A 25,954-nucleotide genomic window follows, 5' to 3' on the forward strand; every position below is an offset into this window, starting at 1 on the left:
GGTATGTTAATTATGACAATCGGGCAAGCGACAGCCATATGAAATTAGTGCCAATTTATTAAATGTAAGGCGGGTGTTGTTAACAAGTAAACCGTTAATTGCTATTTTGGCAAAGCTTGTTTTTTCGTTGGTACAGTACCGGCTTATATTATAGTTACCGCGATAGTACAATTTGCTTGCGGTATCAATAAGCGCAACCTGTGGTGTTGAATAAACCCCGCATGCTTCGGCAACCGAAGGATCAAATATTACCGGGAGCTTCATGCCAAACTTATCCTGGATTTCGCTTTCGGTAAAATGTTTGCTGCTCATGATCACAATGGCAAAATTTACCTGCCCGCGGTATTGCTCAACAATGGCTTTAAACTGTTTCATATTAAATCTCGAGCAGGGGCAATCCGGGTTAAAAAAGTGCAGGAACAGCGGCTTGCTGTGGTCTTTAAAATGCTTTGGATTAATGGAGACTATTGCGCCTTGTTTTACCGCTTTGTAGTTTTCGGGGATAGGCGTGGGCAACTGATATTGCAACTCATTATACCAAAATAATGCGCCAACAACAGCAAAAAGTATAACAAGCCAACCAATAACTAACGTTTTCCTCATTGTGCCAAAGTTTTCTGCACATCAACAAAAACAGTTGAAAAACTGCAAAAAACACTTGTAAAAATACTGTTTTCCGTGTATAAAAAACACTTTTTCAGCGGTTTAAACATGCAGGTTTTAGGCTTGACTGTATTAGCCAGCCTCCTTTTAACCTTTGATTAAATTTGCGGATATACCTTCTATTTACTTAATAGTTTGTTTTCTCTTTTCAGTTAAATAACGGCGCAATGGGATATCGTAACCTATCATAACCAGGTAAGCGAATATTATCAACACAATTAACCCGCCTATAATGATGTATGTTAAATGTATGGTATCGGGTTTGTTTGCTGTATAATAATTACCGAATATCCACATCACAGCATAATGTGTCATATATAACGGATAGGAAATATTGCCCGAAAAAACACATATTTTACGTAAGCCATCGTTAAGAACAGCGCCCGCTCCTAATGACACCAGCAACGGGAAATAAATGATTACTATAAAAGGCTCGGTTAACCAGTTCCAGGATGAGAATGGCGTCAGGAAAGCCAGCATTAATAAAACCGAAATACCAATAAAGCCAAGCTTGTTTTTGATGATTAGCTTATAACGGAAAACCAGCAAACCAGCAGTAAATGAATAGGCTATCCGTACACCTCCATCCCAAAAAGTGCCGCCGCTCCAGCCGCCCATTAAATTACCCGAGTGGCCGGCCACATAGCAAATAGCTACCGCCGCAATCACGGCAAGCACAATCAGATAGCGCCGTGCAAGGCGATAAAGCACAAGCGCGTAAATAATGTTAGCCACATATTCCCAAAACAACGACCATGCAGGTGCATTGAAGCTAAACAAGTTAAAAAAACGTTCCGTCATGGCCGGATATGGGATCATTAATACCGAGCTGAGAAATATCAATAATATGTTGCCTCCGTTACGGGTTATAGGCTGGGTAGCAAAAGGATCAAATAAAAAAGTCAACAAACCCAAAACCGACCCCAAAACGACAAGCGGGTGCAGCCTGATGAGCCTCGACTTAAAAAATTCTTTAATACCCATTTTGCCAATCCTGTCGTCATAGGCGTAGCCAATTACAAAGCCCGACAGGCAAAAGAAAAAATCTACCGCCAAAAAACCGTGACCTATAAAATCCTTGCTATAGTCTGAGTAAGCGATCTCCATAAAATGGAAGGTAACAACAGATATAGCGGCTATACCCCGCAGGCCGTCAAGAATTTCAAAATGCTGTTTGGTTTGCAGTACGTTCGGGCTTACTTTATCCATGTCAAATTATCCAGGCTGGTTGCAGGAACCTGGTTTGCTAAATAAACAAAAATCCGCCGGATAAAAGATTTACATTTTCAAATAGGCATTAACAGCCAAACTGGGTAAGGTGGTGATCAACATGTTTATAAAACATATTATTCCATTCGGTAAGGGTTAAAGGGCCAAACGAATGCGATTCGCGGCCATCAAAAGCTTTTTCGCCCAGTTGCCGTGTTTTTTGGATATAGGCCACCAATCGTGCTTTTTCGGTATTAAAATCCCTTTCACCGGTAATGAGGAAGGCAGGCGCGGTTGGGTTGTTACGCTTATAAGGCGTTTCGCTTACCACTTTATTTTTAACCAGCATTTTCAGGATCAGTTTCATGAATGCGTTGGGTTTAGGATGTTTATCTTCATATACCATTTCATACGATACACAGCAGTGCGCCAGCATTTGGGCAACGTTCATTTTGCCCCATCCGGGTGCGGTTTGCGGAGTAAGCTTGTTAATGCGGCTGATCACATCATCAGCTACCTGTACAGTGAAAATATTGGGTAAGGCCATGAGGGAAAGATAGGTACAATTTGTGGTTTTGAAAATGAGTTTAATCATAAATAGCGGGATGGGTTTTGACTTGTTGAGAGCGGGGTTCGATTATAAAAAAACAAAAGTGCTGTGTCCTTAATCTGACTTTTTTAACATAGATTTATTGTGAATCCACACCATCATAATGCCATGAAACCTTACGCAAATCTTAAATTCTCAATTACTGTTTTATTCCTTTTTGTATTCAATCCCTATGTTTTTTGTACCGATTTGTTAGATAATGTAACAGCCAAAACCAAACTGATTAATGATTTAAAGGATGTGTACAGGGCATATGATATTAACCACAAAGTCGCTGATCAAAAAGAGCTGATAAATGTTTATAGCGATGCCGGGGGTGATATTAAGAAGATGCTGGTTGATTATATCAATGTATGCAATGCCTTAAAAAAGGTTCACTTTTTTAACGATACGTTAAATAATTATGTACAGCATTACCTGAACTTAACTATTCAGAATTATAAAACAGCAAAAATCAGCGGCTTTAATTCTGTTACGTTCAAAAATAGTTACAAAGTTTACTTGAAAGAAAGTGATAAATATTTCAATTACATAGCCAGCGCTTACCCTATGAAAAGGTTTGTTAGCATGAGCGAAAAACAATACTGGCAGCTTAATGACAAAAAAAACTACATCAAATCGCCCAATTATACTGCGTATGAAAAGCTCAAGGTAAAAGATTTAAAAGCGGGTTTGGCTTTACTGGAAAAAACCGGCAGTCCGGCTGCCAATTTCCAGGAGTATTCCATTTATCAAATTGAAATTGCCGATCAGTATGTAAAACACAACGGCAAACTGGGCGATAATAGTAATGAGCTTGCTATACGTAAGTACAGGGCTATTTTGAGTAAAAAGCAATACTCAGTTTATCTTTTTGAATCGTGGCTTAAATGGCGAGCAGTTACCCAGCAGTATAATGGTCTGTCAAAAATGTCAGAAATCCCGAATGATAAGTATGATGAGGTGAGACAACAGGTGGCTTTAACCATACTCAATACGGTTTCGACCAACCCAAAAGATAAAATGGCCATCAATGAGTTTTTGCTTATGGCTACGCATGATATTGTGAGGCGGTTTGGTGCTTATGAGTTTGGCAATCAGAATACGCTTGAGTATCACGAAATATTTGATGACGTTAAGTAAGTGCCGTACTATTCTGGAATTGTTTTTATGCAAATAGCTATTTAGTCCCCATTTCAACCCTCGCCAAAAAAACAAAAAATATTTTTTCTCCATTTTGTCCAATCCGTGCAGCATGGTTGTCATTAGGTTTTAACAACATAAATTTCAAACAAAATGGAAAAGAGAATCAGCATGTGGGAAAAAGGACAAAATGCCTTAAAACCATTATTTGGCATGGGTGCCTATCTTAAAAAGTCGCCCCTTGAACAAGCCTTGCTTGAATTAGTAAACTTCAGGGTATCACAAATTAATAAATGCGCCTACTGCCTTGATATGCACTATAAAGATGCCCGCGCCAAAGGCGAAACCGAACAGCGGTTATACGGACTAAGCGCCTGGGAAGAATCACCATATTATACCGACCGTGAAAGGGCTGCCTTTACCTGGGCTGAAGCCGTTACCGCCTGCCATGTAACCGACGATGCATACCGTACAGCTAAAGCCCAGTTCAGCGATGAAGAACTGATAGACCTTACCATGGCCGTTACTACTATTAACACATGGAACCGTATCAACCTGTCGTTCCCTAATGTTGCGGGCACTTACCAGGTTGGTCAGTTTTCATAAACAGTTTATATTACAACATTAAAACATAACCTTATGAATGAGTTTTTGTTAGTGATCCACAGGGATCTGAAAAGTAAGGATGCCAGCCCTTCGCCCGAGCAAATGCAGGCGGCTATAAAACCTTTCCAGGACTGGATAGGCGGCATCGCAGCCCAAAACAAACTGGTTGGCCCACCTAAACGCTGGGATGGCGACGGCCGGGTGATCAAACAAAATACAGTGATCAATGGCCCCTATGCCGAAATTAAGGAATCAATAGGAGGTTTGTTCATGATCAGGGCCGAAGATTATGATGATGCCGTTGAAATTGCCAAAGGCTGCCCGGTATTGCAATGGGGCGCCACGGTTGAAGTGCGAATGGCAGTTCCTTCCGTATAAATCAAAAATGCCTTTGTACTTTTGCAAAGGCATTTTTACTTTAACCTATGCAAGCCCAGGAGCTTTTACCTCACCTGTTCCGTACCGAGTACCGCAAAATTGCCGCGGTGCTTTGTCGCCTTTTTGGTATTGAGCATATTGAAATTGCCGAAGATATTGTGAGCGACACTTTCCTTTCGGCCACCGAAAACTGGAGCCTGAAAGGTTTGCCCGATAATCCAACAGCCTGGCTTTATACGGTTGCTAAAAACAAAACCAAAAACTACCTGAAACGGGATACCATTTTTAAGCAAAAGCTTTCGCCCGAAATAAAATATACTACCGACAGTGCCGGTGAAATAGAGATAGACCTATCCACCAAAAACATTGCCGATAGCCAGCTGGCCATGATCTTTACGGTTTGCAACCCGGTTATCCCGGCCGAATCGCAGGTGGCTCTTGCCCTTAACCTGCTTTGCGGTTTTGGCATCCAGGAAATTACCGACGCCTTTTTAGCCAACAAAGAAGTTATATACAAACGGATAAACCGGGCAAAAGAAAAACTGAAGGAAGCAGCGATCCAGATTAAGCAGCCAACCCTAAGCGAGATAGGCACCCGGCTGGAAACTGTTTTAACAACTATTTACCTGCTGTTTTCTGAGGGGTATTACTCAATCTCCCAAAACATCGCTCTTCGCCGCGACCTTTGCGGCGAGGCTATGCGCCTTAATTACCTGCTCATAGAAAATCCTGCCACCAATACCCCGGCTGTAAATGCCCTGTTTGCGCTGATGTGTTTTCATGCATCGCGGTTTGAAGCCCGCACTAATGACAACGGCGCTATGATCCTTTATGAAAACCAGGACGAATCACTTTGGGACAGGGATCTAATTAATAAAGGCATCTATTACCTAAACCAGGCATCTACCGGAACAGTAATAACCAAATATCACCTCGAAGCAGGTATTGCCTACTGGCATACCATTAAAGAAGATACTTCCGAAAAATGGGAGAATATACTGCAGTTATACAATAACCTGCTTATCATGGAGTATTCGCCCATTGCTGCATTAAACCGCACCTTCGCACTTGCCAAAACCAGTGGCAAAACAGCCGCAATAGCCGAAGCCGAAAAGCTGAACCTTAGCAATAATCATTTCTATTACTCATTGCTGGGCAATTTATATACAGGTGTGAATAATCAAAAAGCATTACAGCATTACGAAGCTGCAATGAAGCTGGCTACGTCTGCACATGATAAGGCAACTATGGCAGATAATATTCGGCGGCTAAAAAATCTGGAGGAATAGTTTTTTTAAGGCAGTTGAGTGAAGCCCCGGTTTATGTACAACGTACAAATGGAAGTAAAAAAGGCTTCTCAACAGCTTTTGAAAATCAATTTCTTAACACTCGATAATCTTGTTTTTTAGTAATTTACCCGCTGTAAAATCAGCTATAAACCTAATCACGATTTGCAATGAACAGGATATTTTTGCTCACAACCTGCTTTTCCTTCTTATTGATATCAGCCTGCAAACAGAAACCCAAAGGTATTGAAACCGGCGATGGTTATTTCATATCGACCCAAAGCCAAACCGATCAGCGGGTAAAAGACCTGGGCATGGATAAGCCTTCGGAAAACGCTTCCTATATTTTAGATAAAAGCAAACTTACTATACCGCAAAGCGACCATCATATTGATAATCGCAGCGAATTTAAAGCCGACCCGGAGAGCGAATGGATCATCAATATTACCTTATCCGATGGAGCCCCGCTGTTTGAAAAAAGCAAACTCAATGAGATATTTGATCTTGACTGGCGAAAAAACTTCGCTGCCGCCGACATATACGGCTTTGCACCCGAAAAGAACAGGTGGACCTACGCAACAGCAGGTAAAGGGCCAGGAAAATATACAAAGTTACAGGTAGGTGTAAGCCTATTGCAGGTTTTTGACCCCGAAAAACCTGTTTTTGATTCTGCATTGCTTGATAAATATCTGGCCAAAATCCAGGAAAAGTTAAAAGCGTATGCTGCCCAAATAACGCCGGCCGAGCCAGTTACTGATGCCCTTGCAAAAGCGAAACTGCTGGTCGAGCTCAAGCAGCAGTTTGAGGTGGATGAAGTGCTGATTTTAAAGGCGGATAAAACCTTTAAAGGGATGGATGTTTGGGATGTTTTACAATGTACCGGTTTAAAATGGGGCGATGGCGACCTGTTTCACTGGGAGAATCAAAAGTCAGAATATGGTGATGAATCGCTTTTTAGCGTGGGCACCAACACTAATCCCGGGTATTTTTTACCTGAAAATATTAAAGAAGGGAACATGAACCCCACCGATTTGGTATTTTACTACAGCGTACCACGCAGCGCCGCCCCTGTAAATATATTTGATGCCATGCTAAACGCTATAAAATATTGCCAGAAACGTTTAGGAGGTAAAATTTTAAATGCTAATGGCAGTCCGTTTAATGAAGCTGACGAAAGAAACAGACTTAAAGCATTAGTTAATAGCATGAAACAAAAAGGCATAAATCCCGGATCAGTTAAAGCGCTAACCATATTTTAATGACAGAAACCAACCTTATCAAACAAAAATTTAAAAGCGCCATACGGCGGGGAACAGGCGAAGCACATTTACTGCTGCAAAGCCATCCCAATATTGATTTTTCGGGAGAGATCATCAAAGCCTGTATCAAAAACTTCTCGTACGATGGACAATGCGAGCGCAGCAGGGAGGAGTATCTTTTTGAATTGATCAATCTATCAGGTAAAAGGGACAAAATAAAGAAAGCCATATTAAAAGCCCTTTTAAAACCTCAAAACGATACCTGGACCCTGACACAGCTTTTTGACCTGGCTAAAATATTTGCCCGGGAGGGTGATACCGAAGCAAAACAGGCTATTTATGATGGCTTCGTTCATAATCCTATCTGGAGATCGGACTGGGCAGGTACATACCAGATCATGGAACTTGATGGCCTGGAAGGCCTCAAATTTATAGCTGAAGAGTTTGGGAAACGCCTTGAAAAAGATCCGGAAGATTGGCAGGACGATAATCTTATAACTCAGTTCCAAAAAGAAAACCAGCAAATTGACGTATGGGCCGAACTTGATGCTGCCGCTACACAAAACCGCTTTATCAAGATATATACTGATGATGTACGACGAAATACAGCCGAGCGCAATGAACGGGGGAAGCCGACTGTACCTGTTTATAAAAACATTGTTGAAGAAGCCTTATTAAGATCCAGCCGCATTTGGTTTATAAACCGCGATCTGAACAGCGCCGAACTTAATCTAATAGCTCAACAATTGATAGTTGAGCGAAAGAAAACCAATCGTGAAAAATTATTACGGGTTTTTACTAAGCATAAGTTTCCTCTTGATAAAGAATTTCTTTTTAAACTGGCTTGTAAAGATCCGGTAAGGAACACCAGGATAGTTACTATGGCTGCTGATGCATTAAGCCTTTTTAAAGGAGAAGATATCAGGCAATTTGCAATTGAAAGCATAAGCGCATCCAAAGCTCCGGAAAATTTTGTGATCATCCTCGCATCTAATTATAAATCCGGTGATAACTTATTATTGACCAAGCTGGCGGCCGAAAGTAAAGATAGCCATGTATTGGAATGGTTGGTACTTAAGTACAAGAATATCTACTGGGCCAATGAAACGCCCGAATGCAGGGAACCATTGGAGGCCCTTTATGATAAACACACCTGCGGTATGTGCCGGAAAGATATTGTTGAAATATTAAAGGAAAATAATGTGCTGAGTGAGCGAATAAAAAATGAGATCAGGTTTGATTGTAATGAAGATACCAGGAAGCTGTATGAATAACGAGGTAAGCATCAGGATGAGCCACACGGCAGTGTATCAGGCACAAAATAATTGGGAATCAAAAAGATCATGGCTATATTGAGGCCTTAAATTATTATTCAAAATAGAACCTGGACTTTATAAAACACAAACATATTGGAGCTGCAAATAGATAGGCTTACAGCTTTTCCGGAGGGAATAAATTTTCAATATAACTGGCGTAAATACCAGCAACGCGTACTTGACGGCCTTGATGAACATCTGGCCGACGGACATTTACATGTGATAGCCCCGCCAGGTTCCGGCAAAACTATTTTGGGCCTGGAAGTAGCCCGGCGCATCAACAATGCCACGCTGATCCTTACGCCTTCCATTGCTATCCGCAACCAGTGGATCCACCGGTTTTGTGAAATGTTTTTGCAAACAGAACACGTGCCCGCCTGGATCTCGAAAGATATCCGTAAGCCGGCATTCATGACCGTGGTTACCTACCAGGGGCTGCATGCTGCATGCAACAATTTACGGATTGCCGAAGAAGATACAGAAATTGAGGAGGAGGAGGCCGACGACGAAACGGTATCGGCTTCGCACAATCAAAACCTTCAGAACATAATTGACGGGCTAAAACAGCAAAATGTAAAAACCATAGTTATTGACGAAGCCCATCACCTTAAAAACGAATGGTATTTTACCCTTAGCAAAGTTAAAGAAGCTATTGATCCGGTAACTATAGGCTTAACAGCCACACCTCCCTATGACGTTTCGCCGAACGAATGGCAGCGGTATATCGAGTTAAACGGACCAGTCAGCGTTGAAATTACCGTTCCCGAACTGGTTATTGAAGGCGACCTTTGCCCCCATCAGGATTATGTTTACCTGAGTTTGCCTACTCAAACCGAAGCCGAAAATATCAGCAATTTCAGGCAGCGGATGCTGGTGCTTTTTGATGAGATAAAGCAGGATAAGATCCTGGTAACAGCAATTGAAAACCATCCGGTCTGGCTTCAGCCCGAGGAGCACCTCGATTGGATCTATACTAACCTTTCCTGCTATTCGGCTTCGCTGATATTTTTAAATGCCAACGGACGCGAAATTCCCAAAAGTCACCTGAATATTATTGATGATAAAGGTATCAAGATCCCCGGGTTTGATTATAAATGGGCCGAGTTGCTGCTTGATTTTTACCTGTATAAGGAAAAGCAATACTTTAAAGGCTTTGAAGAGCATAAAAAGAACCTGGAGAATAAATTGCGCCGAAATGGCGCTATTGAAAAACGGCAGATCTGCTTTTCCCAAAACCGGCAGGTTACGGGTCTTTTATCATCAAGCATAAGCAAGCTGGAAAGCATAAAGCAAATTGTTGATTTTGAATACAGGCAGTTAAATCACAACCTGCGGATGGTAATACTTACCGATTATATCAGGAAAGAGTATTATACAAATGCTGCTCAAAACAACAGTGAGCTTAATAAAATAGGGGTAATAACAATTTTTGAAAAGTTAAGGCGCGAAAACAACACGCGGATAAAGATTGGTGTATTAACAGGATCGGTAGTGATTATTCCGCGGTCGGCTTATCCCGCATTTGAGGCAATGACGGTGGCACAGGGGCTTGGCAAAATAGTATGCGAACAAGTGCCTTTTGATGAGGATTATATTTTAATTGAAGAGTGCAGTCAGCTCAAAAATGAAATAGTTCATATCATCACAGAAATTTTTGAACAGGGTGATATCGAATTGCTCATCGGCACAAAATCACTATTAGGCGAAGGCTGGGATGCACCTGCTATCAATACATTGGTGCTGGCAAGCTTTGTCGGGTCGTTTGTGCTTTCAAACCAGATGCGGGGCCGGGCTATCCGCACACAAAATGGAAACCTGGGCAAAACCGGTAATATCTGGCACCTGGCCTGTATCGACACTACATCGGCAACCGGGGGCGATGATTTTGACACGCTTAAAAGGCGTTTCGGAAGTTTTGTGGGCATCTCGTTTAAAGATAACTATGGCATTGAAAGCGGCATAGGCAGGTTAAATATTCCTGAAAAGATCAGTGACGAAATACAGATTGAGTTAGGCAATAAAGAAACCATGAGGCATGCGGCCGACAGGGAAGCGCTTAAAAAATATTGGATAGCGGCGCTTGAAAAAGGCGTAACACTGATAGAAGAAATTAAAGTCCCCTTTCCTGATGAACGCGAATACCAGGCAGTTAAAAGCCTGCATTTTACCCGCACCATCAAAAACCTGATCATATCGCTCGGCATTGGCCTGTTTGATTATTTAATGAACATGATCAGTTCAATAGGGCGCATGGGCAGAAGCCTTAATTCGGTAGAAGGTTTTTATACTTATTTAGCTATTGTTTCGATAGTGGGTGTAGCGATATTCGGCCGTAAAACATTCAAGGCCTTCAGATTATACGTTAAATATCGCGATATAGCAAAAGATGTGCAGCAAATTGGCGATGCCCTGCTGAACGCTATGATCAAAGCGGGTATAGTTAAAACCAGCTATGATAAAATAAGTATTGAAGCCTCGGTTGATCATTTTGGTGCCGTTTACTGTTATATTGACGGAGGATCGACCTTTGAGAAATCAACTTTTATCAACATGCTGCACGAGGTGGTTAGCCCCATTGATAATCCGCGGTATGTGATAACCCGTAGAAGCATTTTTATGCGCTTTATTAACCAGGAAGATTTTCATTCGGTACCAGAAGTTATCGGGCGGAATAAAAATACAGCTGTTTATTTCAGCCAGCAGTGGGAAAGGTTAGTTGGCCCCTGCGAACTTATTTTTACCCGCAGTATTGAAGGGCGCAGGCTATTGCTCAGGGCAAGGATAAAATCATTATCGGCCCAGCTTGAGAAAAAGCCCGAAAGGATAAACAGGTGGCAATAAGAACTTTGAGTTACGGCAATGTTAATCTTTGATAAAAATAAAATATCACAAGCACAATAAAATTCCCTCCTCAAAAATTTGGATTATAAAACTTAAATCACTTATCTTCGTTAATTACCAAAAAGCAAGACTATGTAGGCTGCAGGCTTACATAGTCTTGTTTGCTTTTATAAGCGTTGCGTCCTTTCTTAAAATAGGGAAGGGCGGTTTTTTTTGGATAACCAACAGTAATAAATATTAATTAATTTTTGCGTTATGGCAGAGGTATCATACTATACCAAGGAAGGTATAGAGAAATTAAAAGAGGAACTACAAAGATTAAAAACAACCGGCCGTTCCGATATATCAAAAGCTATTGCTGAGGCACGTGATAAAGGTGACCTTTCGGAAAATGCCGAGTACGATGCAGCCAAAGAAGCGCAGGGCTTGCACGAGGCTAAAATTGCACAAATGCAGGAAACACTGGCAAACGCCCGCTTGCTTGATGAATCAAAAATAGATACTTCAAAAGTGCTGGCTTTATCTGTTGTGAAGATCAAAAACCTGAAAAATGGGGCTACCATGAGCTACCAACTGGTATCAGAGAGCGAAGCCGACCTGAAAACCGGTAAAATTTCGGTAGCATCGCCAATAGCTAAAGGCCTGCTTGGCAAAAAGGTTGGTGAAAAAACCGAGATCACCGTACCTGCAGGTAAAATTGAATTCGAGATCCTGGAAATAAGCAGATAGGTGATTAGGTGAGTGGTTGATTAGGCGAATGGTTAAAATTTTGACAAGCTGTTCACCTAATCAACTACTCACTAAATCAACCTAATCAACCACTCACTACCCACAACCACTCAGCACCCATGACCATCTTTTCAAAAATAGTTGCAGGCGAGATCCCCGCTTATAAAGTAGCCGAGAACGATGAATTTTTGGCTTTCCTGGATATTTTTCCGCTTACGGAAGGTCACTTGCTGGTGATCCCTAAAAAAGAGGTTGATTATCTTTTTGACCTGGATGATGACACTTATACCGGCTTGCAATTGTTTGCCAAAAAAGTAGCCATTGGTTTAAAAGAGGCTGTTCCTTGTCCGCGGGTTGGTGTGGCAGTTATGGGCCTTGATGTACCGCATGCACATATCCATCTTATTCCGATGAATGATATGAGCAGCATCAACTTTTCGCTTCCCAAACAAAAATTTACGCCCGAACAATTTAATGCCACAGCCGAAAAGATCAGGCAGGCAATAGGTTAATAATCGAAAACTTTTTAATACAAATAAAAAGGCCGCATCACATATAAATGATGCGGCCTTTTCAGTTTAGGCAGTAGCTGTAGCAGGGTTTTGGCGCTGTGTAATATAAAGGTGTGGCCCTGACATACCAACCTTATGCTCATCAAACGCTTTTTTAATAAGCTCCTGTGCTCCAAAAAACACGGTCCAGTAATCATGTGCTTCTGCATAAGGGCAAATACCGATAGCGATTTTACCCTGGTTTATTTTTGAAACGTTAACAATTGGTACCGGGTCCTTCAAAACAAGCGGATGTGAAAGGCAGGCATTAATCGCTATCTGGCGTATGGTATCCATATCATTTTGAGGCTCAATTTCTAATGAAATATCAACGCGGATACTGCCATGTCTGCTGTAATTTACAACTGTATTGTTTGATACTGCGCCATTTGCCAGGATCACTGTTTTATTATCGGGCGTAAGTAAAATGGTATTAAAGATCTGTATTTCTATAACCGCGCCGCTTTGTCCCTGCGATTCGATGATATCGCCTACTTTAAAAGGCTTAAATACTAATATCAATACGCCGCCTGCAAAGTTAGCCAGCGAACCCTGCAATGCCAGGCCCACAGCCAAACCAAGCGCGCCAATAATGGCCACAAAAGAGGTGGTTTGTATGCCCAGCATACCGGCAACGGTTATCAATAACAATACGCGCAAACCCGCCATCAGCAAACTGCTGAAAAACGATTGCAGCGATACATCAATTTTGCCTTTTGTCATTGATGTTTTAAACAGGCGGCCCAGCCAGTTAATAAGATAAAGGCCGATAATAAACACAAGCAGGGCGCTTAATAAATTAAGCCCGAAGGTGCTGATCCAGCTGAGAAACGCGTTGGTGTAAACAGTTACATTTTCCATAATTAAAAAGCTTGTAGGTTTTGTGTAGGATTTGTTGTTATAAATTTTATTTGGTTTGCATTATTTGATTGCTTTATCGCGGGCTTCAAATACAGTTTTGTTAATATACAAAAAAATGGAGTATTGCCCCACATAAGTAAAAGATTAACAAGCACTTAACAATAATTAATTATGATAATAATTCCATTTTTAGTTATTTATTTAAATTATAGTTAAAGTGAATTTATTATTTATAAAATAATAAAGGTTCAGATTAATTGCCTTTCACAAGCAGGAGAAAGCCGCTACAGTTAAACCAGCAATGGGCAGCTATACTTTCGGGGCGGTGTGAAAAAAAAGAATAATGAGAAGTTTTCTGGCGTGCCAGGTTTGTTTTTGGGGGGTGCTTCCCGGGGGAGCAAAATGGATTAATTTTGCCGCGATGAGTACCTTCCGCCGGGAACGTTGATGAGGGTAACTCCTACAGATCAATAACAGCTGATATTGTGTTGTGGAGGCGGTGACTCCTTAGGGAGATGTATATGATCAATATTGTCGTATAAATCTTTGCCCAAACGCTTTATAATAAATATCATCCCGGGGTCATAAACAACAAGCGGTTTAAGTTTCTATAACAAAATAAACTTTTTAGTATATTTTTACACCATCAATTTGGATGTAATGCTTACAAAGGCCGAAAGAACAAAACAATTTATCCTTGAAACAGCGGCGCCTATCTTTAACAAGAAGGGTGTATCTGGCGCTAATATAGATGATGTGCTGGATGCTACTAAATTAACCAAGGGATGCTTATACGGTCATTTTGAAAATAAGGAGGACCTGGCTCTGCAGGTTGTTGACTACATGCTGCACAATAATGCAGAAAAATTGATGCTAAACATCAGCAGGGGTAAAACAGCTAAAGCAAAGGTATTTGCTTACCTCGACTATTATAAGGATCCATTGGAAACACATATTAAAGGCGGGTGCCCGATATTCAATATGGCTGTAGAAGCCGACGACAATAACCCAGTTATCAAAGAAAAGGTAGCAAGCATACTTCGCCAGGGGCAGGAATTGTTTGTAAGCATCCTAAATCAAGGAATCGGTAATGGTGAATTTACAGATAAGCTTGACGCTGTTGGATATGCTTTTAAAGCCGTAGCAGCAGTAGAGGGTGCAGTTGTATTATGCCGAACGATGAACACGGCAAAGCCAATGCAAGGTTTAATTAAGAGCCTGAAAGCGGAATTGGAAAGCTACGCCCCATAATTTTTTTCGATTTAAATATACTTTTCAGTATATTTTATAGCAATGAAACACCAAATCATTTACTCAGAGAATTGATTCCTACTACGATTTAAAGCAATAAAATATACTAAAAAGTATAAATACAAATAAAAAACCACATGCCAGGGTTGCAAACCAGGCTTACTATATCTGATAATATTAAAAAAATGAATGACCAACTAATTTTCGAGCCTTTCAATTTAAAAGGCCTTTCACTAAATAACCGAATAGTAATGGCGCCAATGACCCGTAACCGTTCGGCTAATCCGGGCAATGTGGCAACAGCACTAACAGCTCTTTATTATCAGCAGCGCGCATCTGCCGGTCTGATCATTACAGAAGGGACTTACATTAGCCGTGACGCTGTAGGATACATTAATGTACCCGGGATATATTCAAAAGAACAGGTTGAAGGCTGGAAACTGGTTACTGATGCAGTACACCAACAAGGCGGAAAAATTTTCGCTCAACTATGGCACGTGGGACGATTGTCGCATCCTGACCTGCTTGACGGGGAGCTTCCGCTGGCACCCTCAGCATTAAATCCGCTGGCCCAGGCATTTACGCCTGAAGGTTTTAAAGATACGGTTGATGCCAGGGAGATGACGCTTGAACAGATCCAAAAAACAATTAATGATTTTAAACAGGCTGCCCTAAATGCGATGGAAGCAGGCTTTGACGGCGTTGAACTGCATGCGGCCAATGGCTATCTGCTGCATCAGTTTTTTAATCTATACTCCAATAAACGGGAGGATCTGTATGGCGGCTCAATTAAAAAGCGGGCGCGCATATTATTTGACATACTGAACGAACTACACTCAGTAATCGACATCAGGAAGATTGGCGTAAGGTTAAACCCCTCTCTTCACGGTATCCAGGGTATGATGCTGGATGAGGAAACAATGGCCGTACACGATTACATCGTTGCCAAATTAAATGAATACGACCTGGCCTATCTGCACTTAACCGAGCCATTTACCGATGTTTCAGGGAACCCTCTCGCTATTCAGGAGGTTGCGAAACGTTACCGTCCGATTTATGACGGTGCCATCATCATTAACCGCGGATTTAACAAAGCAACGGCCAGCCGGGTATTGAATGATGGTGATGCTGATATGGTATCATTCGGAGTTCCCTTTATTGCCAACCCGGATCTTGTTGAACGCTTTAAAGCAGACGCGCCACTCAATCAACCCGACCCCTCAACCTTCTATACACCGGGTGAAAAGGGTTATACAGATTATCCGGCACTGATGAATAACAATACAAATTAAGCAAAACGAAATTATGCAAATAAAAGGAAAAGCGGTATTGATCACAGGAGGTGCATCAGGTATCGGACTGGAAGCAGCAAAACAGTTTTTGGCCAACGGCGCCCGCGTAGTCATCACTGGCAGAAATCAGGTAAAATTAGATGAAGCAAAGAAGCTATATCCTGCAATTACAGCTCTTAAAAGTGATGTATCCGATGCGGATGATGCACAAAAGCTATTCAAGCAGATACAGCAAATGGGCGGTATAGACATCTTATATAATAATGCAGGTGTATTAACCGGCCCGATTAACCTTGGAATAGCAAATGATCAGCATTTAGAGGACGCTGCTTATGAAATAAACGTCAATTACCTGGGGGTAATCCGGCTTAATAACCTGTTCATCGATATGCTTAAATCAAGGGAAGAAAGCGCAATTATCAACACAACTTCAATACTCAGTTATGTTCCTGCATTATTGGAATCAACTTATTCGGCTTCTAAAGTAGCATTACAGTTTTACACAAAAGTGCTGAGAAAGCACCTGCAAATTATAAACAGCAACCTGAAAGTATTTGAGCTTTTACCCCCTGTTGTTGCTACAGAAATGACGGCTGCCAGGAACGATAAAAAAATGACGGCAGAAGACTTAGTGAAAGCGCTTATTGCAGGCCTTAAAAAGGATCAGTTTACCATCCGTGTAGGTGATACAAATGCACTTTATATACTCAACCGGCTTTTCCCGAAACTGGCTTTCAGTTTGGTTAATCCTAAGAAAAGTTATAAGGCTTTATCATCATAGAAATTATCTTCATCATATATAAAAAAATGAAAGCATTTATTATAGACAAATACAAAAGCAAGGATGGCGGACGCATTGGGCAAATACCCGACCCGGAAATAAAGGCGGATGAGGTATTGGTAGAAGCACACGCTGCCGGTATAAATCTCCTGGATTCTAAAATCAGAAACGGGGAGTTCAAACTCATTTTGCCGTATAAACCCCCATTTGTTTTAGGGCACGATGTGGCTGGCGTTGTAACTAAGATTGGGGCCGGGGTGCAGCAATTTAAAGTTGGAGATGAGGTTTATGCACGACCGGCAGATCATCGGATCGGAACATTTGCAGAGTTTATTACCATTAAGGAAGCTGATGTGGCGCTTAAACCCAAAAAGCTGACTATGGAAGAAGCTGCATCTATTCCCCTGGTGGGCCTGACTGCCTGGCAAGCACTGGTTGAAAAAGGAAAATTGAAGAAAGGGCAGAAAATATTCATCCAGGCTGGCTCAGGAGGTGTAGGTACATTTGCCATTCAGCTGGCGAAATATCTGGGCGCTACCATAGCTACAACTACCAGTGCGGCCAATACGGAGTTAGTGAAAAACCTCGGCGCAGATGTTGTTATCGACTACAGGAAAGATGATTTTGAAAAAATCCTGCAGGGGTATGATTTGGTTTTAAATAGCCAGGGCCGAAACACACTCGAAAAGTCACTGCGCGTGTTAAAACCTGGAGGAAAACTCATCTCAATCTCCGGTCCTCCCAATCCTGATTTTGCGGAAGAGATCGGAGCCCCCTGGTTCGTGAAACTAATTATGCGCCTTTTGAGCTCAGGGGTGAGAAAGAAAGCAAAACGGCTTAATGTGGGCTTTTCATTTCTGTTTATGAAAGCAAATGGAGAACAGCTAAATGAGATCACCTCCCTTATAAATTCCGGAGCTATAATACCTGTTGTAGATAAAGTTTTCCCATTCGAATCGATCCAAGAAGCGATAACCTATGTCGAAAGCGGGCGGGCTAAAGGAAAAGTCGTTATCAAAATTAAATAAGTGGTTTTGTTTGTAGGAAAACAATATTGTTTGCTTGATTCTTTCGGCTGATCTGTGATAAGGTTTGATAAAAATTTTAAATGAAAAAGCCTAACATCTCTGTTAGGCTTTTCGTGGCCCCTACTGTACACATATCGAACCATTTCCTTTCTGATTTGCGTTTAATCGCGGATTTGAACCAATAAATTTTCTGGTTCAAAAAGTAGAGTTATACAAGGACAAGACTTACGTCAGAATAATTACCGAACCAACAAACATTAGTTTACCAACCGGGCCCAATTTTTTTTATAACATCATTATTCGTTACGATGTATTCTGCGTTTTCCTCAAAAATTTCAATATTATCAGGGATTGTTTGATGCATTTCCATTAGGTCGGTTATCACAATTGGATTTAAAATAGAATATTCATTCCCCAACCTTAATAGTTTTTCCTCTCCGTTTTCAACTGCTGTCCAAAAAAGCAGCCTATTGGCTGTTGTTAATCCCCTGACATCAATAATTCTCAATATCATTTCACCATTTTCTTTATAAAAGGGGACGAAATTTCCGTCATCTTCATTCTCATTTGGAACTTGCGTATCCAGCCATTCTGCCAGTTCATTGCTATTGTCTAAAAACGACAATTCTTTTATCGCAATTCTAATAATTTCGTCATAGCCGGTCCATCTGATGGAAAAGTCCTCGCCATTTTCTAACGTGATGAAACCGTTCATATAAATAACTACTCAGGTCCGTTTTATTCTAAATCGATGTAAATAAATATTTATGTAATTCTGTATTTTGAGAATTACATAGCAAAGATGGTAATAACTAAAAGCAAAATACGCTGATGTTATCCAATTCAGAGCATCTTTTTCAAATATTCAGATATCTGTATTACTTAAATGCCCTTTCTCAATAAACTGCTGTTGTTTCCCGGGAAGATACTGGAAGCTAAAATGCAGGGGAGGCAAAGCGGATGGTGATGAGCATAGAACGAGTGTGTGAATAAGGGACAGTCAGCTGCTGCGTTTCGTGCCGTTGGTCCGCCGGGTGTTGACCCGCCGGACTTGCTGGCATATTGTGACAGGTTTAGTCAGACTGTGACAGGTAAAGCTGTGAGATCCGGACGGGGTTTTCCTTGCTGATCTCTTCTGCGGATTTGTCATGGTAGATCGAAGTGGCCTCTTCGTAGATCATGTCTGTGGAGAGGATATTAAGCAATCTTCTTTTATCGATGAGCGCGTCATATTCGGTTTTGGACAGCAACAGCTTCATCAGCGAGGGAATGATTTCGAAAAGCAAAAACAGTCCGGTTATGCTCCAGCCCATCCGGGTGGCTGTACCGGATTTGTCGTTGTCCTTCACTTTGTTCAGGGCAACACTCTTGGACAGCAGGTCATAGGCTATTTTCTGTTTATCGAGGTGGTATTCGGTCTTTTTTGCTATTCTGGCCTTATCGAGTTCTGTTTTAACGGTTTTGAGGTCACTGTTGTACTGATCAATGAGCGTTTGCTGTGCCTTCATATTTTCATCATCCTGCCGGAATGCCACTCCTTCTCCGGGATGGCCGCTGGTTCCGGCGGCCTCGGTGCCAACGATTTCTGCTAATTTCATTTTTTGCCAGTAATTCCGGCTGTCCACCGCTGCCCGAAGGCTGCTGTCCAGTATATTGAACCGGACCTGCAGCCGGTTAACGTTAGCGTCCAATTCGTTAGACAGGTTTTGGTTATGTTGGTCGTGTTGGTTATCGCTGCTGAGCTGCTGCACCACCGCCGAATCAAAAAGCTGCATTTCAATAGGCTTGGAAATGATCAGGCTAATTACGATGGCCAGAGGGATCCGGTAAGCCACGGTGATCTTATTGGTGGCAGAAACGATTTCGCGGTCGATAGCCATGATAAAGGTGGCGTAAACCAGGCCGAGAATAATGGATGCGGGCCAACCGAAAAAGGGCATTACGGGTTGCCCGGTGGACGGGTCTTCGTAGAGGAACATATTTGAGATGGCATAGGTACCGGAGAGCAGGGCGATGGTGCCGGTCAGGAGTACAAAAAAGCCAAGTGAATACTGGATGTTCCGGGCCATAGGTGGGCAACGGCTAACAACGGTTTGATCGGTTTTGGACAGGAAATATAAAAACTGTTTCATGATCTTTAGGAATTGGGTGTGGATGTAGGATTATCGCTGCCCGGTAACAGCCGGGAACTGATATTTTGCAGGCTGCCCGTGCTGGCTTCAATGCCGGTTGCCAGGCGCTCTACTTCGCGATCAATTTCTTGTTGTAGCTCAAGGGCTTTCTCTTTGTCGTATTTCTCCGCTTCGCGCCGGCGTTGCAGGAGCTCGACCAGTTGGATGGCATTGTGTTCCCGGAGAATATCGCGTTGCCTGGCCCTGTGTTGGTTATCTTTTGTCCGTTCTTCAATGCTGATTGTCGCCTGTTCGCTAAGGCTTCCCGTTAGCGTGTGTACACGGATTTCCAGGCCAAATTCGGCGATCACTTGTTTTTGGGCCTCCTCAAATTCGAGCATGATGGCTTCCCTGTCAATTAAACCGGTGCGGTATGACATCGTGTTGTTCATGACATCCAGTACCAATTTGCCTATCGCCTCCAGCTCTTCCTGGGTGTCGGTATAGTTATTGCCCCGGAAGCGGAACCAGCCGTCTTCGGCAACGGCACTGACCTGGAAACCCAGTTCAAAATGCTTTTGTTGAAAATCGGCGTCGAATTTGATTGCGTGGGGTTTTTCCTGCAACCTGAAAAAGCGGTCGGAGAGATTGGATTCCATCGACTGGATGCTCAGGTTCAGGTCGTAAAAGCCGTAAGCGTCTTCCAGTGTTTTGCGGACGTGGTTAAGCAGGTCGATTTCGAGCTGGCTAAACTGGAGGAAACATTCATGCGGCGTTTTTCCGATCAGATAGGACCGGGCGCTGCCAATGGCCATTTTTTTCATGGAGGCAATGATGTCAAAATCCGGCTTGATAAATTCTTTGGTCTTTGCCTCATGGAGGTCGAGCTTTCCGCTGACGACCATATTGACGGCGACCTTGAATTTGGTATCCCTGGTACTGTAATCTTTTTGGCTGTTCGGGCTATCGTCGGCGGTCTCAAAATAGAATTTCTCATTATCGAGTCCGGGCACTGAGATCATTTGTTTCAATTCATAACCGATCTTTTGGACGGCCACCTTCATGGGCTCTTTGATCAGGGACTCGTCCATATTGGTCAGGACGGTTGCATAGTTCAGGTCAATAACGGCATTGCTGGTATATTGGTCCAGCCGCTTACGTACCCATTCTTTAGTGTCCTTAATATCGGAGAGGGCGTATTTGATGGGGTCGGTGAGCGTTAGGGCCAGGTCATGCCGGATCCCGACGGTCTGCCCGTCGTTGGTTTGTGCCTTGACGGTAAACTGATCCGTAAAAAATTGGGGGATGCCGTCAATTTTGAGTTGGTGCTGAAGCTGGATATCCAGTTCCAGTCCTATACGTTCGGCGGTTGCAGTTAGCAATTTTCTGAGCACCTCCCCATGCTGGCTGAAGTTGATGACAAAATCCTTATGCTGGAAGATATAGTCGGCTGCCTCTTGCCGCAGGGCGGCATTCAGGAGTTCCAGCGGGTTTTCCCGGCCGTTCATAAATCTAACAAGCTTGAAGCCCTGGCCGGGGATGATACGGACGTTGAAGCGTACAGTAATTTCAAAAGGTTTTAGCGCGTTTTCGTATGACGCAGTGAGCAATGGGCCCCTGACATTAAACAGGGCGCTTTTCATATGCAGTTCAAAGAACCGCAACTTTTGCAGGCGGAGGGGGTCAAAGGGCTGTTCATAGAGGATCTCCGCGCTTTTCGCGTTGATTATAATGACCTGCACATGCGCTTCTTTGTGTTTGGGCATCGCTGGTATTTCCCGGATAATTGTGTTCAGGGTGTTGATGGCTTTATCTGTCGTTTCCATGAGCTGTTGAATAGGTTGCTAATAAACTAATGAGTGTCCTGGCGGATGTCCTTTTGTTCTCCAGCGGTCCCCTGGCAACCTGGTCGGCCTCTTTGAAACCGGCGATCCTGTAGTTGATGATCTCGATTGCTTTGTTAAATGCGATGTTGAGGCGGCTTCGGGTATGGCTGGCCAGGATTGCTTCCAGGGCAGGAAAAAAACGGTTTTGCTGGCTTTCGGGGCTGATCTGCAGCACCTCCCGGCCCGGTTGCAGCAGGTAATGCCACTGGGTCAGGACGATTACCCAGATCAGTTGCAGGTCTGCTTCCATATCTTCTTTCAGGAGGCGTTCCTGGAGGTAGTTTTCTTTATATAATTTGCGGTAAATGCGGCGGAATGCAGCGGCGGAGGAGAGGCCAAAAATAAAATCGCTGAGCAGGGAAAGCCCGTCCGGAAAATCGGGACTGGCTGCTTTTTCAAGCAACTGCACGGCCAGGCTTCGCTTACCCCTTTTGTCGAGCCATCCATTATAAAATATATAGGTGCAGGCAATTTTGATAAAGGCGCAGGATTTGGAGGGCTCGCCGGTAGAGGTATCTGTCCAGCTATCGACTTCGCGGAAAAATTCCGGTAAATGGTCAAGGTAATTAAACACAATGGCTCTGATGATCCGGAAGCTTCCGGTCATTTCCTCGCTGCTGGTGCCTTCAAGGAAGGTTTTTAGCCGGGCTAAATTCTCCGGTCTGTCGGGTGTACAAAGATGGGTTAATAAGGCACCAAGTATAGCCCGGCGCAATTCGTTTTCCATCATTTGTTTATAAAATTGTCCGAGGTAGGATTTGAAGCGTTCTTTGTCTTCCCAGGCGCGGATAAAATTAACCAGCCATAGAAAATAATCCTGCTTTGTGCGCCAGTTGTCGGAATCAATATCTGAAAGATGGTCTGTCATGTGCAGGCAGAAGCCGGCGAGGTAGTGCGGCGGGTTAATGGCGGCATTTTCAAAATTCAGCCCCAGGCAACCTGCAACAATGCCAGGGGTGAACATGGCATTATCGGCAAACAGACCGCGCATGATTACATCGTGCCTGCGCAATAACATAAGCCGCTGGCTGCTGCTAAAAAAATCGCGAAGGATGTCTTTGCGGACGGACTTTTCAAACCGGTAGGCGGGGATCTTTCTTTTTTCGGAAAGGTCAAATAACAACCCGCAATCTGTCAGGATGCTATCGGCACTGGTCTCCCATTCCCAAAGCAGGTCAAATGCACCGCCTTTTTGCTGGTTGATCAGCGTTTCCGGCAAATCGCCGATCAGGGTTTTAACGAGTTGGTCAAAATCGGTGATGCTGATTTCGTCGAAATAGGTAGCTATAAATAATACGATATTTTTCAGGGGAGTGTCCAACAGTTTTTTTACCGTTTCGCGCTCTTCAGCGTAACTGATGCTGTTGCGTCGCTCTGTCAATTCCTGTAGCAGGGAGCCTGCTACCAATAATGCGGTCACTTCCCGTACGAGATCGCTTTCCGGGCGGGTACTGAGCCAGCCTGTCAGCCTGGATGTTTCGATGACCTGCCGATATGTTTCCAGGGCCTCCTGGTAATTATTCACGTGTTCGCTGATGCCGAGGATGAGCGTGTTGATCAGGTAGTAAGCCGCATAGATTTCCTGCTGAACGGCGTTTTCCGGCAGGTTGGCATGCTGGCCTGCATATATCAGTAGGAGTCCTTTTTGTGCTAATTGTTCGGTCAGGCCTTTGGCCGGTCCGCCTTTTTTGACAAAGTCGGCTAAAAGGCTGGCAGTGTCTTTAGTTTCCCGGTTTTCAAAAATTACCAGCGCCTGGGTTTTGCCGGGCTGGTAAAGCGGGCTGGTGCTAAATTCACGGATCAGGCGGCTGAGCTGGAATGCGGACTGCAATTGCAGGTTACAGCAAACTGCACTGGAGCTTCCCGGACAATGGCGCAGCACAATTTGTTCAACCGCTTCGGCGGCCAGTACATCATGGTTCAGGCCATGGCTGATCAGCATCATCCGGCTTTCACCGAATTGCTGATGGGTGATCTGATCGATAGGCAAGCGGCTATCCGTGCGGGGAGTAAGGGGAAGAACCATAAAATCGATTTTGTCGGCTTCCTGACCTCCTGTGCTGAAGTAAACATCAACTTTATTGATATTCTGCTGGTCATAAACCTCCCGCAGGTTTTCGATATGCTGGGTGGCCGATATGCTGGCATCGGGTTTATCACTTGGCTTTTCTCCCTGGGCTGGTTGCTCCGGTGCTGGTTGGTCCGGCGAATTACCCGGACTTTCATTATTAGGCTCATCTTTCATAAATAGGTCGTGCTGCTATTGGTGTTGGTCTGATTGTAGGTGGCCTGCTGGTTGACAATCTTTTGGGTGGTCAACTGGATATATTGCCGCTGCTTATCCGGATTGTTGCCTGGGAGCTGGTACCCGAATAATTTTTTCATGGTAAGGGCTACGCGCTTGGGTTCATAATCCCAGGGGATATAACCCAGATTGTTGAGTTCCGGGAAGTCATGGGTTCCTGGGGCATCGAGTAGTACCGGGATCAGGTATACTTGATCCTGCGCGTCCTTCACCCTTTGCAGCATCGCAGCCAGTTCGATTTGGGTATATTTTTTTTGTGCATAGGTGGCGGAGAGCAGGACGATGGCGTAGCGGGCCTGCCGGGAATAGATTGCGGTTAGGGTGCTGTCGAGCGACAGGCCGGCGGTGGCTTCGCGGTTATCGGGATAATAATAAACTTTTTGAAAGTTTTGCATTTCCAGGGCGAGGGCCATGGCCAGGGCGGCGTTGCGGTCTTCTTCGGCGAAGGATATGGCGATATCGTATTTAAAGGTGTCCATGTCGGGTGCTGTTAATGGGGTGCTTAGCTGTATTGGGTGGATGCTTTCATGCCGATTTCGGTGATCTTTTTTTCATGGGTCTCCAGCAGCGATTTCTCGAGGCCTTGTTTGAGGATGACGACGAAGAGCTCCAGGCTGGCCAGGATAATAAAGAAAAGCAGGAAGATGATCCGTCCGCCCCAATTACTAAAGGTGATGTCGATATAGGCATTCATCCGGGTGATCAGGCCTTCGTTGGCGATCTCATCCTTTTTCCAGAGCCGGAGTTTATACTGGATCGAATCGCCAACACTGGCCAGGCGTCTTTTTTCGGGGATGATGCTTCTCTTCATGATGGAATCGCCCTGGTCTGAAAGATAAGTGGTGATCGTTCCCTTGCCGGATCCCCGGTTTGATAAATGGCCAAGCACTTCTTGTTTAGCGCCGTCTTTCCAGTTTTTATAATCCCTCAGATATCCTTTTAAAGCCGAGCTGTCCATCTGCGACTGATATTGTTTTTTGATATTTTCCAGTTGCTTATTTTCCAGGATCGTCCGCTGATCTGCAAGCGCATTGTTGATGTCTTTTTCAAAGATGATTTCCTTGATCAGGAAACTGCCGAGGAAGGCGATAGCAAATGCCAGCGTGTACCGTATAATCCGGATGCCGGGGGAACTGGACGACATAACAATGATCCTTTCAATAAAGAAGATGAGCCCGGCGCAGACCATACCGACGACGAGGCCGGCACCGAAGGTACCGCCAAGGATGCGGGTGGTCAGGAAAAATCCATTGGCAAACCAAATGGCGGTGGGAAAGGCCAGCGCAATGGCATAAATGGAGATTTTTCGCCGGGACCAGTTATCGTAATGCCGGACGGCCTGGTAGCGGTAGCCGGTTAAAAAACAGGCGATGCGGAGGTCGATTTCTTTCATCGGGTTTCAGTTGCTTTTTCTTCCTTATATTTTCCGGTGGATTTCAGGTATACCCGGTGGCCTTCGTTAAAACCGGAGCGGTAAGCCAGGATCAGGGTATGAAACTCCGAGTCCCTTTCGTTGGCGTGGTCTTTTACTGCCATGGCCCGGCAATAGGTCAATTTTTCGTCCCAGAATTGTTTTTTAAGCTCTGCAATATGCCTGGATGCGCCTTCAGGTCCGGCATCATAAAGGTCGACGGCGGATTTCAGGATCAGTTCGGCGAGTTTATCAGATACCTCCGAGAAATGCATCTTCAGGTCGTTCGAGATCAGGTCGACGCCTTCGTTGTAAGCATGGTGGGAATGCCGGCTAATGCCGTGCTCAAACCCGGTCTGGTACCAGTCCCGGCTTTTAAAGGTTTTAAGCCCCTTTAAAAGTTCAAGGAACAATTCGTGGTTGGAGAACAGGTGGTCTTCGTTGGTTTCCATATGTTT

24 protein-coding genes are annotated in these 25,954 nt (G+C 43.7%); 13 read left to right on the forward strand and 11 right to left on the reverse strand.

Annotation, left to right across the window (positions count from 1 at the left end; genetic code table 11):
• Nucleotides 1–6: 6 nt before the first annotated feature.
• The 3 genes from ACFFGT_RS32190 to ACFFGT_RS32200 form a co-directional block, all read right to left on the reverse strand.
• Nucleotides 7–603 (reverse strand): TlpA family protein disulfide reductase, encoded by a 597-nt coding sequence (locus ACFFGT_RS32190; RefSeq protein WP_377026625.1) that lies wholly within the window; start codon nt 601–603, stop codon nt 7–9.
• 183 nt (nt 604–786) lie between these two features.
• Nucleotides 787–1,872 (reverse strand): acyltransferase family protein, encoded by a 1,086-nt coding sequence (locus ACFFGT_RS32195; RefSeq protein ID WP_377026626.1) that lies wholly within the window; start codon nt 1,870–1,872, stop codon nt 787–789.
• An 88-nt stretch (nt 1,873–1,960) separates the two neighbouring features.
• Nucleotides 1,961–2,467, reverse strand: coding sequence for a DUF1569 domain-containing protein (locus tag ACFFGT_RS32200; protein WP_377026627.1), 507 nt, complete (start codon nt 2,465–2,467; stop codon nt 1,961–1,963).
• A gap of 123 nt (nt 2,468–2,590) precedes the next feature.
• Here ACFFGT_RS32200 and ACFFGT_RS32205 point away from each other — a divergent pair, with 123 nt between their 5' ends.
• From ACFFGT_RS32205 to ACFFGT_RS32245, 9 genes are all read left to right on the forward strand, one after another.
• On the forward strand, nt 2,591–3,604 hold the full coding sequence (locus ACFFGT_RS32205; protein WP_377026628.1) for a hypothetical protein: 1,014 nt from the start codon (nt 2,591–2,593) through the stop codon (nt 3,602–3,604).
• Between the two features lie 153 nt (nt 3,605–3,757).
• Entirely contained in the window at nt 3,758–4,210 is a 453-nt protein-coding gene (locus ACFFGT_RS32210) for a carboxymuconolactone decarboxylase family protein (RefSeq protein WP_377026629.1), read from the forward strand.
• A gap of 33 nt (nt 4,211–4,243) precedes the next feature.
• Entirely contained in the window at nt 4,244–4,588 is a 345-nt protein-coding gene (locus ACFFGT_RS32215) for a YciI family protein (RefSeq protein WP_377026630.1), read from the forward strand.
• A 47-nt stretch (nt 4,589–4,635) separates the two neighbouring features.
• On the forward strand, nt 4,636–5,877 hold the full coding sequence (locus tag ACFFGT_RS32220) for an RNA polymerase sigma factor (protein ID WP_377026631.1): 1,242 nt from the start codon (nt 4,636–4,638) through the stop codon (nt 5,875–5,877).
• 167 nt (nt 5,878–6,044) lie between these two features.
• Entirely contained in the window at nt 6,045–7,133 is a 1,089-nt protein-coding gene (locus ACFFGT_RS32225; protein WP_377026632.1) for a cell division protein ZipA C-terminal FtsZ-binding domain-containing protein, read from the forward strand.
• The gene (locus ACFFGT_RS32230; protein WP_377026633.1) at nt 7,133–8,407 is read left to right on the forward strand and encodes a hypothetical protein; all 1,275 of its coding nucleotides are present in this window, start codon (nt 7,133–7,135) and stop codon (nt 8,405–8,407) included. Before ACFFGT_RS32225 ends, ACFFGT_RS32230 begins: the two co-directional genes overlap by 1 nt.
• A gap of 135 nt (nt 8,408–8,542) precedes the next feature.
• Complete coding sequence (locus tag ACFFGT_RS32235) at nt 8,543–11,290, forward strand: DEAD/DEAH box helicase family protein (RefSeq protein WP_377026634.1); 2,748 nt, start codon at nt 8,543–8,545, stop codon at nt 11,288–11,290.
• Between the two features lie 255 nt (nt 11,291–11,545).
• A complete protein-coding gene (greA, locus tag ACFFGT_RS32240; RefSeq protein WP_377026635.1) occupies nt 11,546–12,019 on the forward strand; it encodes a transcription elongation factor GreA in 474 nt (157 codons plus the stop codon).
• Nucleotides 12,020–12,138: 119 nt separating this feature from the next.
• Nucleotides 12,139–12,531, forward strand: a complete 393-nt coding sequence (locus ACFFGT_RS32245) for an HIT family protein (protein WP_121233493.1) — start codon at nt 12,139–12,141, stop codon at nt 12,529–12,531.
• A 66-nt stretch (nt 12,532–12,597) separates the two neighbouring features.
• Here ACFFGT_RS32245 and ACFFGT_RS32250 read toward each other — a convergent pair whose 3' ends face one another.
• Nucleotides 12,598–13,431 carry a mechanosensitive ion channel family protein gene (locus ACFFGT_RS32250; RefSeq protein WP_377026636.1) on the reverse strand — a complete coding sequence of 278 codons (834 nt, stop codon included), beginning with the start codon at nt 13,429–13,431 and terminating at the stop codon, nt 12,598–12,600.
• Nucleotides 13,432–14,091: 660 nt separating this feature from the next.
• Here ACFFGT_RS32250 and ACFFGT_RS32255 point away from each other — a divergent pair.
• The 4 genes from ACFFGT_RS32255 to ACFFGT_RS32270 all read left to right on the forward strand — a co-directional run bounded on the left by ACFFGT_RS32255 (nt 14,092) and on the right by ACFFGT_RS32270 (nt 17,783).
• The gene (locus tag ACFFGT_RS32255) at nt 14,092–14,682 is read left to right on the forward strand and encodes a TetR/AcrR family transcriptional regulator (protein ID WP_377026637.1); all 591 of its coding nucleotides are present in this window, start codon (nt 14,092–14,094) and stop codon (nt 14,680–14,682) included.
• 185 nt (nt 14,683–14,867) lie between these two features.
• Nucleotides 14,868–15,974, forward strand: coding sequence for an alkene reductase (locus tag ACFFGT_RS32260; RefSeq protein ID WP_377026638.1), 1,107 nt, complete (start codon nt 14,868–14,870; stop codon nt 15,972–15,974).
• Nucleotides 15,975–15,987: 13 nt separating this feature from the next.
• Nucleotides 15,988–16,755, forward strand: coding sequence for an SDR family oxidoreductase (locus ACFFGT_RS32265; RefSeq protein WP_377026639.1), 768 nt, complete (start codon nt 15,988–15,990; stop codon nt 16,753–16,755).
• A gap of 26 nt (nt 16,756–16,781) precedes the next feature.
• Nucleotides 16,782–17,783, forward strand: a complete 1,002-nt coding sequence (locus ACFFGT_RS32270; RefSeq protein WP_377026640.1) for an NADP-dependent oxidoreductase — start codon at nt 16,782–16,784, stop codon at nt 17,781–17,783.
• Nucleotides 17,784–18,045: 262 nt separating this feature from the next.
• Here the strand turns inward: ACFFGT_RS32270 and ACFFGT_RS32275 are convergent, their stop codons facing one another.
• The 7 genes from ACFFGT_RS32275 to ACFFGT_RS32305 form a co-directional block, all read right to left on the reverse strand.
• A complete protein-coding gene (locus ACFFGT_RS32275) occupies nt 18,046–18,498 on the reverse strand; it encodes a hypothetical protein (protein ID WP_377026641.1) in 453 nt (150 codons plus the stop codon).
• 358 nt (nt 18,499–18,856) lie between these two features.
• On the reverse strand, nt 18,857–19,915 hold the full coding sequence (locus ACFFGT_RS32280) for a DUF4407 domain-containing protein (protein ID WP_377026642.1): 1,059 nt from the start codon (nt 19,913–19,915) through the stop codon (nt 18,857–18,859).
• A 5-nt stretch (nt 19,916–19,920) separates the two neighbouring features.
• Nucleotides 19,921–21,720 carry a hypothetical protein gene (locus ACFFGT_RS32285; protein ID WP_377026643.1) on the reverse strand — a complete coding sequence of 600 codons (1,800 nt, stop codon included), beginning with the start codon at nt 21,718–21,720 and terminating at the stop codon, nt 19,921–19,923.
• Complete coding sequence (locus tag ACFFGT_RS32290) at nt 21,704–24,025, reverse strand: hypothetical protein (protein ID WP_377026644.1); 2,322 nt, start codon at nt 24,023–24,025, stop codon at nt 21,704–21,706. Before ACFFGT_RS32290 ends, ACFFGT_RS32285 begins: the two co-directional genes overlap by 17 nt.
• A complete protein-coding gene (locus ACFFGT_RS32295; protein WP_377026645.1) occupies nt 24,022–24,564 on the reverse strand; it encodes a TIR domain-containing protein in 543 nt (180 codons plus the stop codon). The genes ACFFGT_RS32290 and ACFFGT_RS32295 overlap by 4 nt, the downstream gene beginning before the upstream one ends.
• A gap of 23 nt (nt 24,565–24,587) precedes the next feature.
• On the reverse strand, nt 24,588–25,478 hold the full coding sequence (locus tag ACFFGT_RS32300) for a DUF4407 domain-containing protein (RefSeq protein WP_377026646.1): 891 nt from the start codon (nt 25,476–25,478) through the stop codon (nt 24,588–24,590).
• Nucleotides 25,475–25,948 carry a hypothetical protein gene (locus ACFFGT_RS32305; RefSeq protein ID WP_377026647.1) on the reverse strand — a complete coding sequence of 158 codons (474 nt, stop codon included), beginning with the start codon at nt 25,946–25,948 and terminating at the stop codon, nt 25,475–25,477. The genes ACFFGT_RS32300 and ACFFGT_RS32305 overlap by 4 nt, the downstream gene beginning before the upstream one ends.
• Nucleotides 25,949–25,954 lie beyond the last annotated feature (6 nt).

The organism is Mucilaginibacter angelicae (genome assembly GCF_042434235.1).
Taxonomy (GTDB): Bacteria; Bacteroidota; Bacteroidia; order Sphingobacteriales; family Sphingobacteriaceae; genus Mucilaginibacter; species Mucilaginibacter angelicae.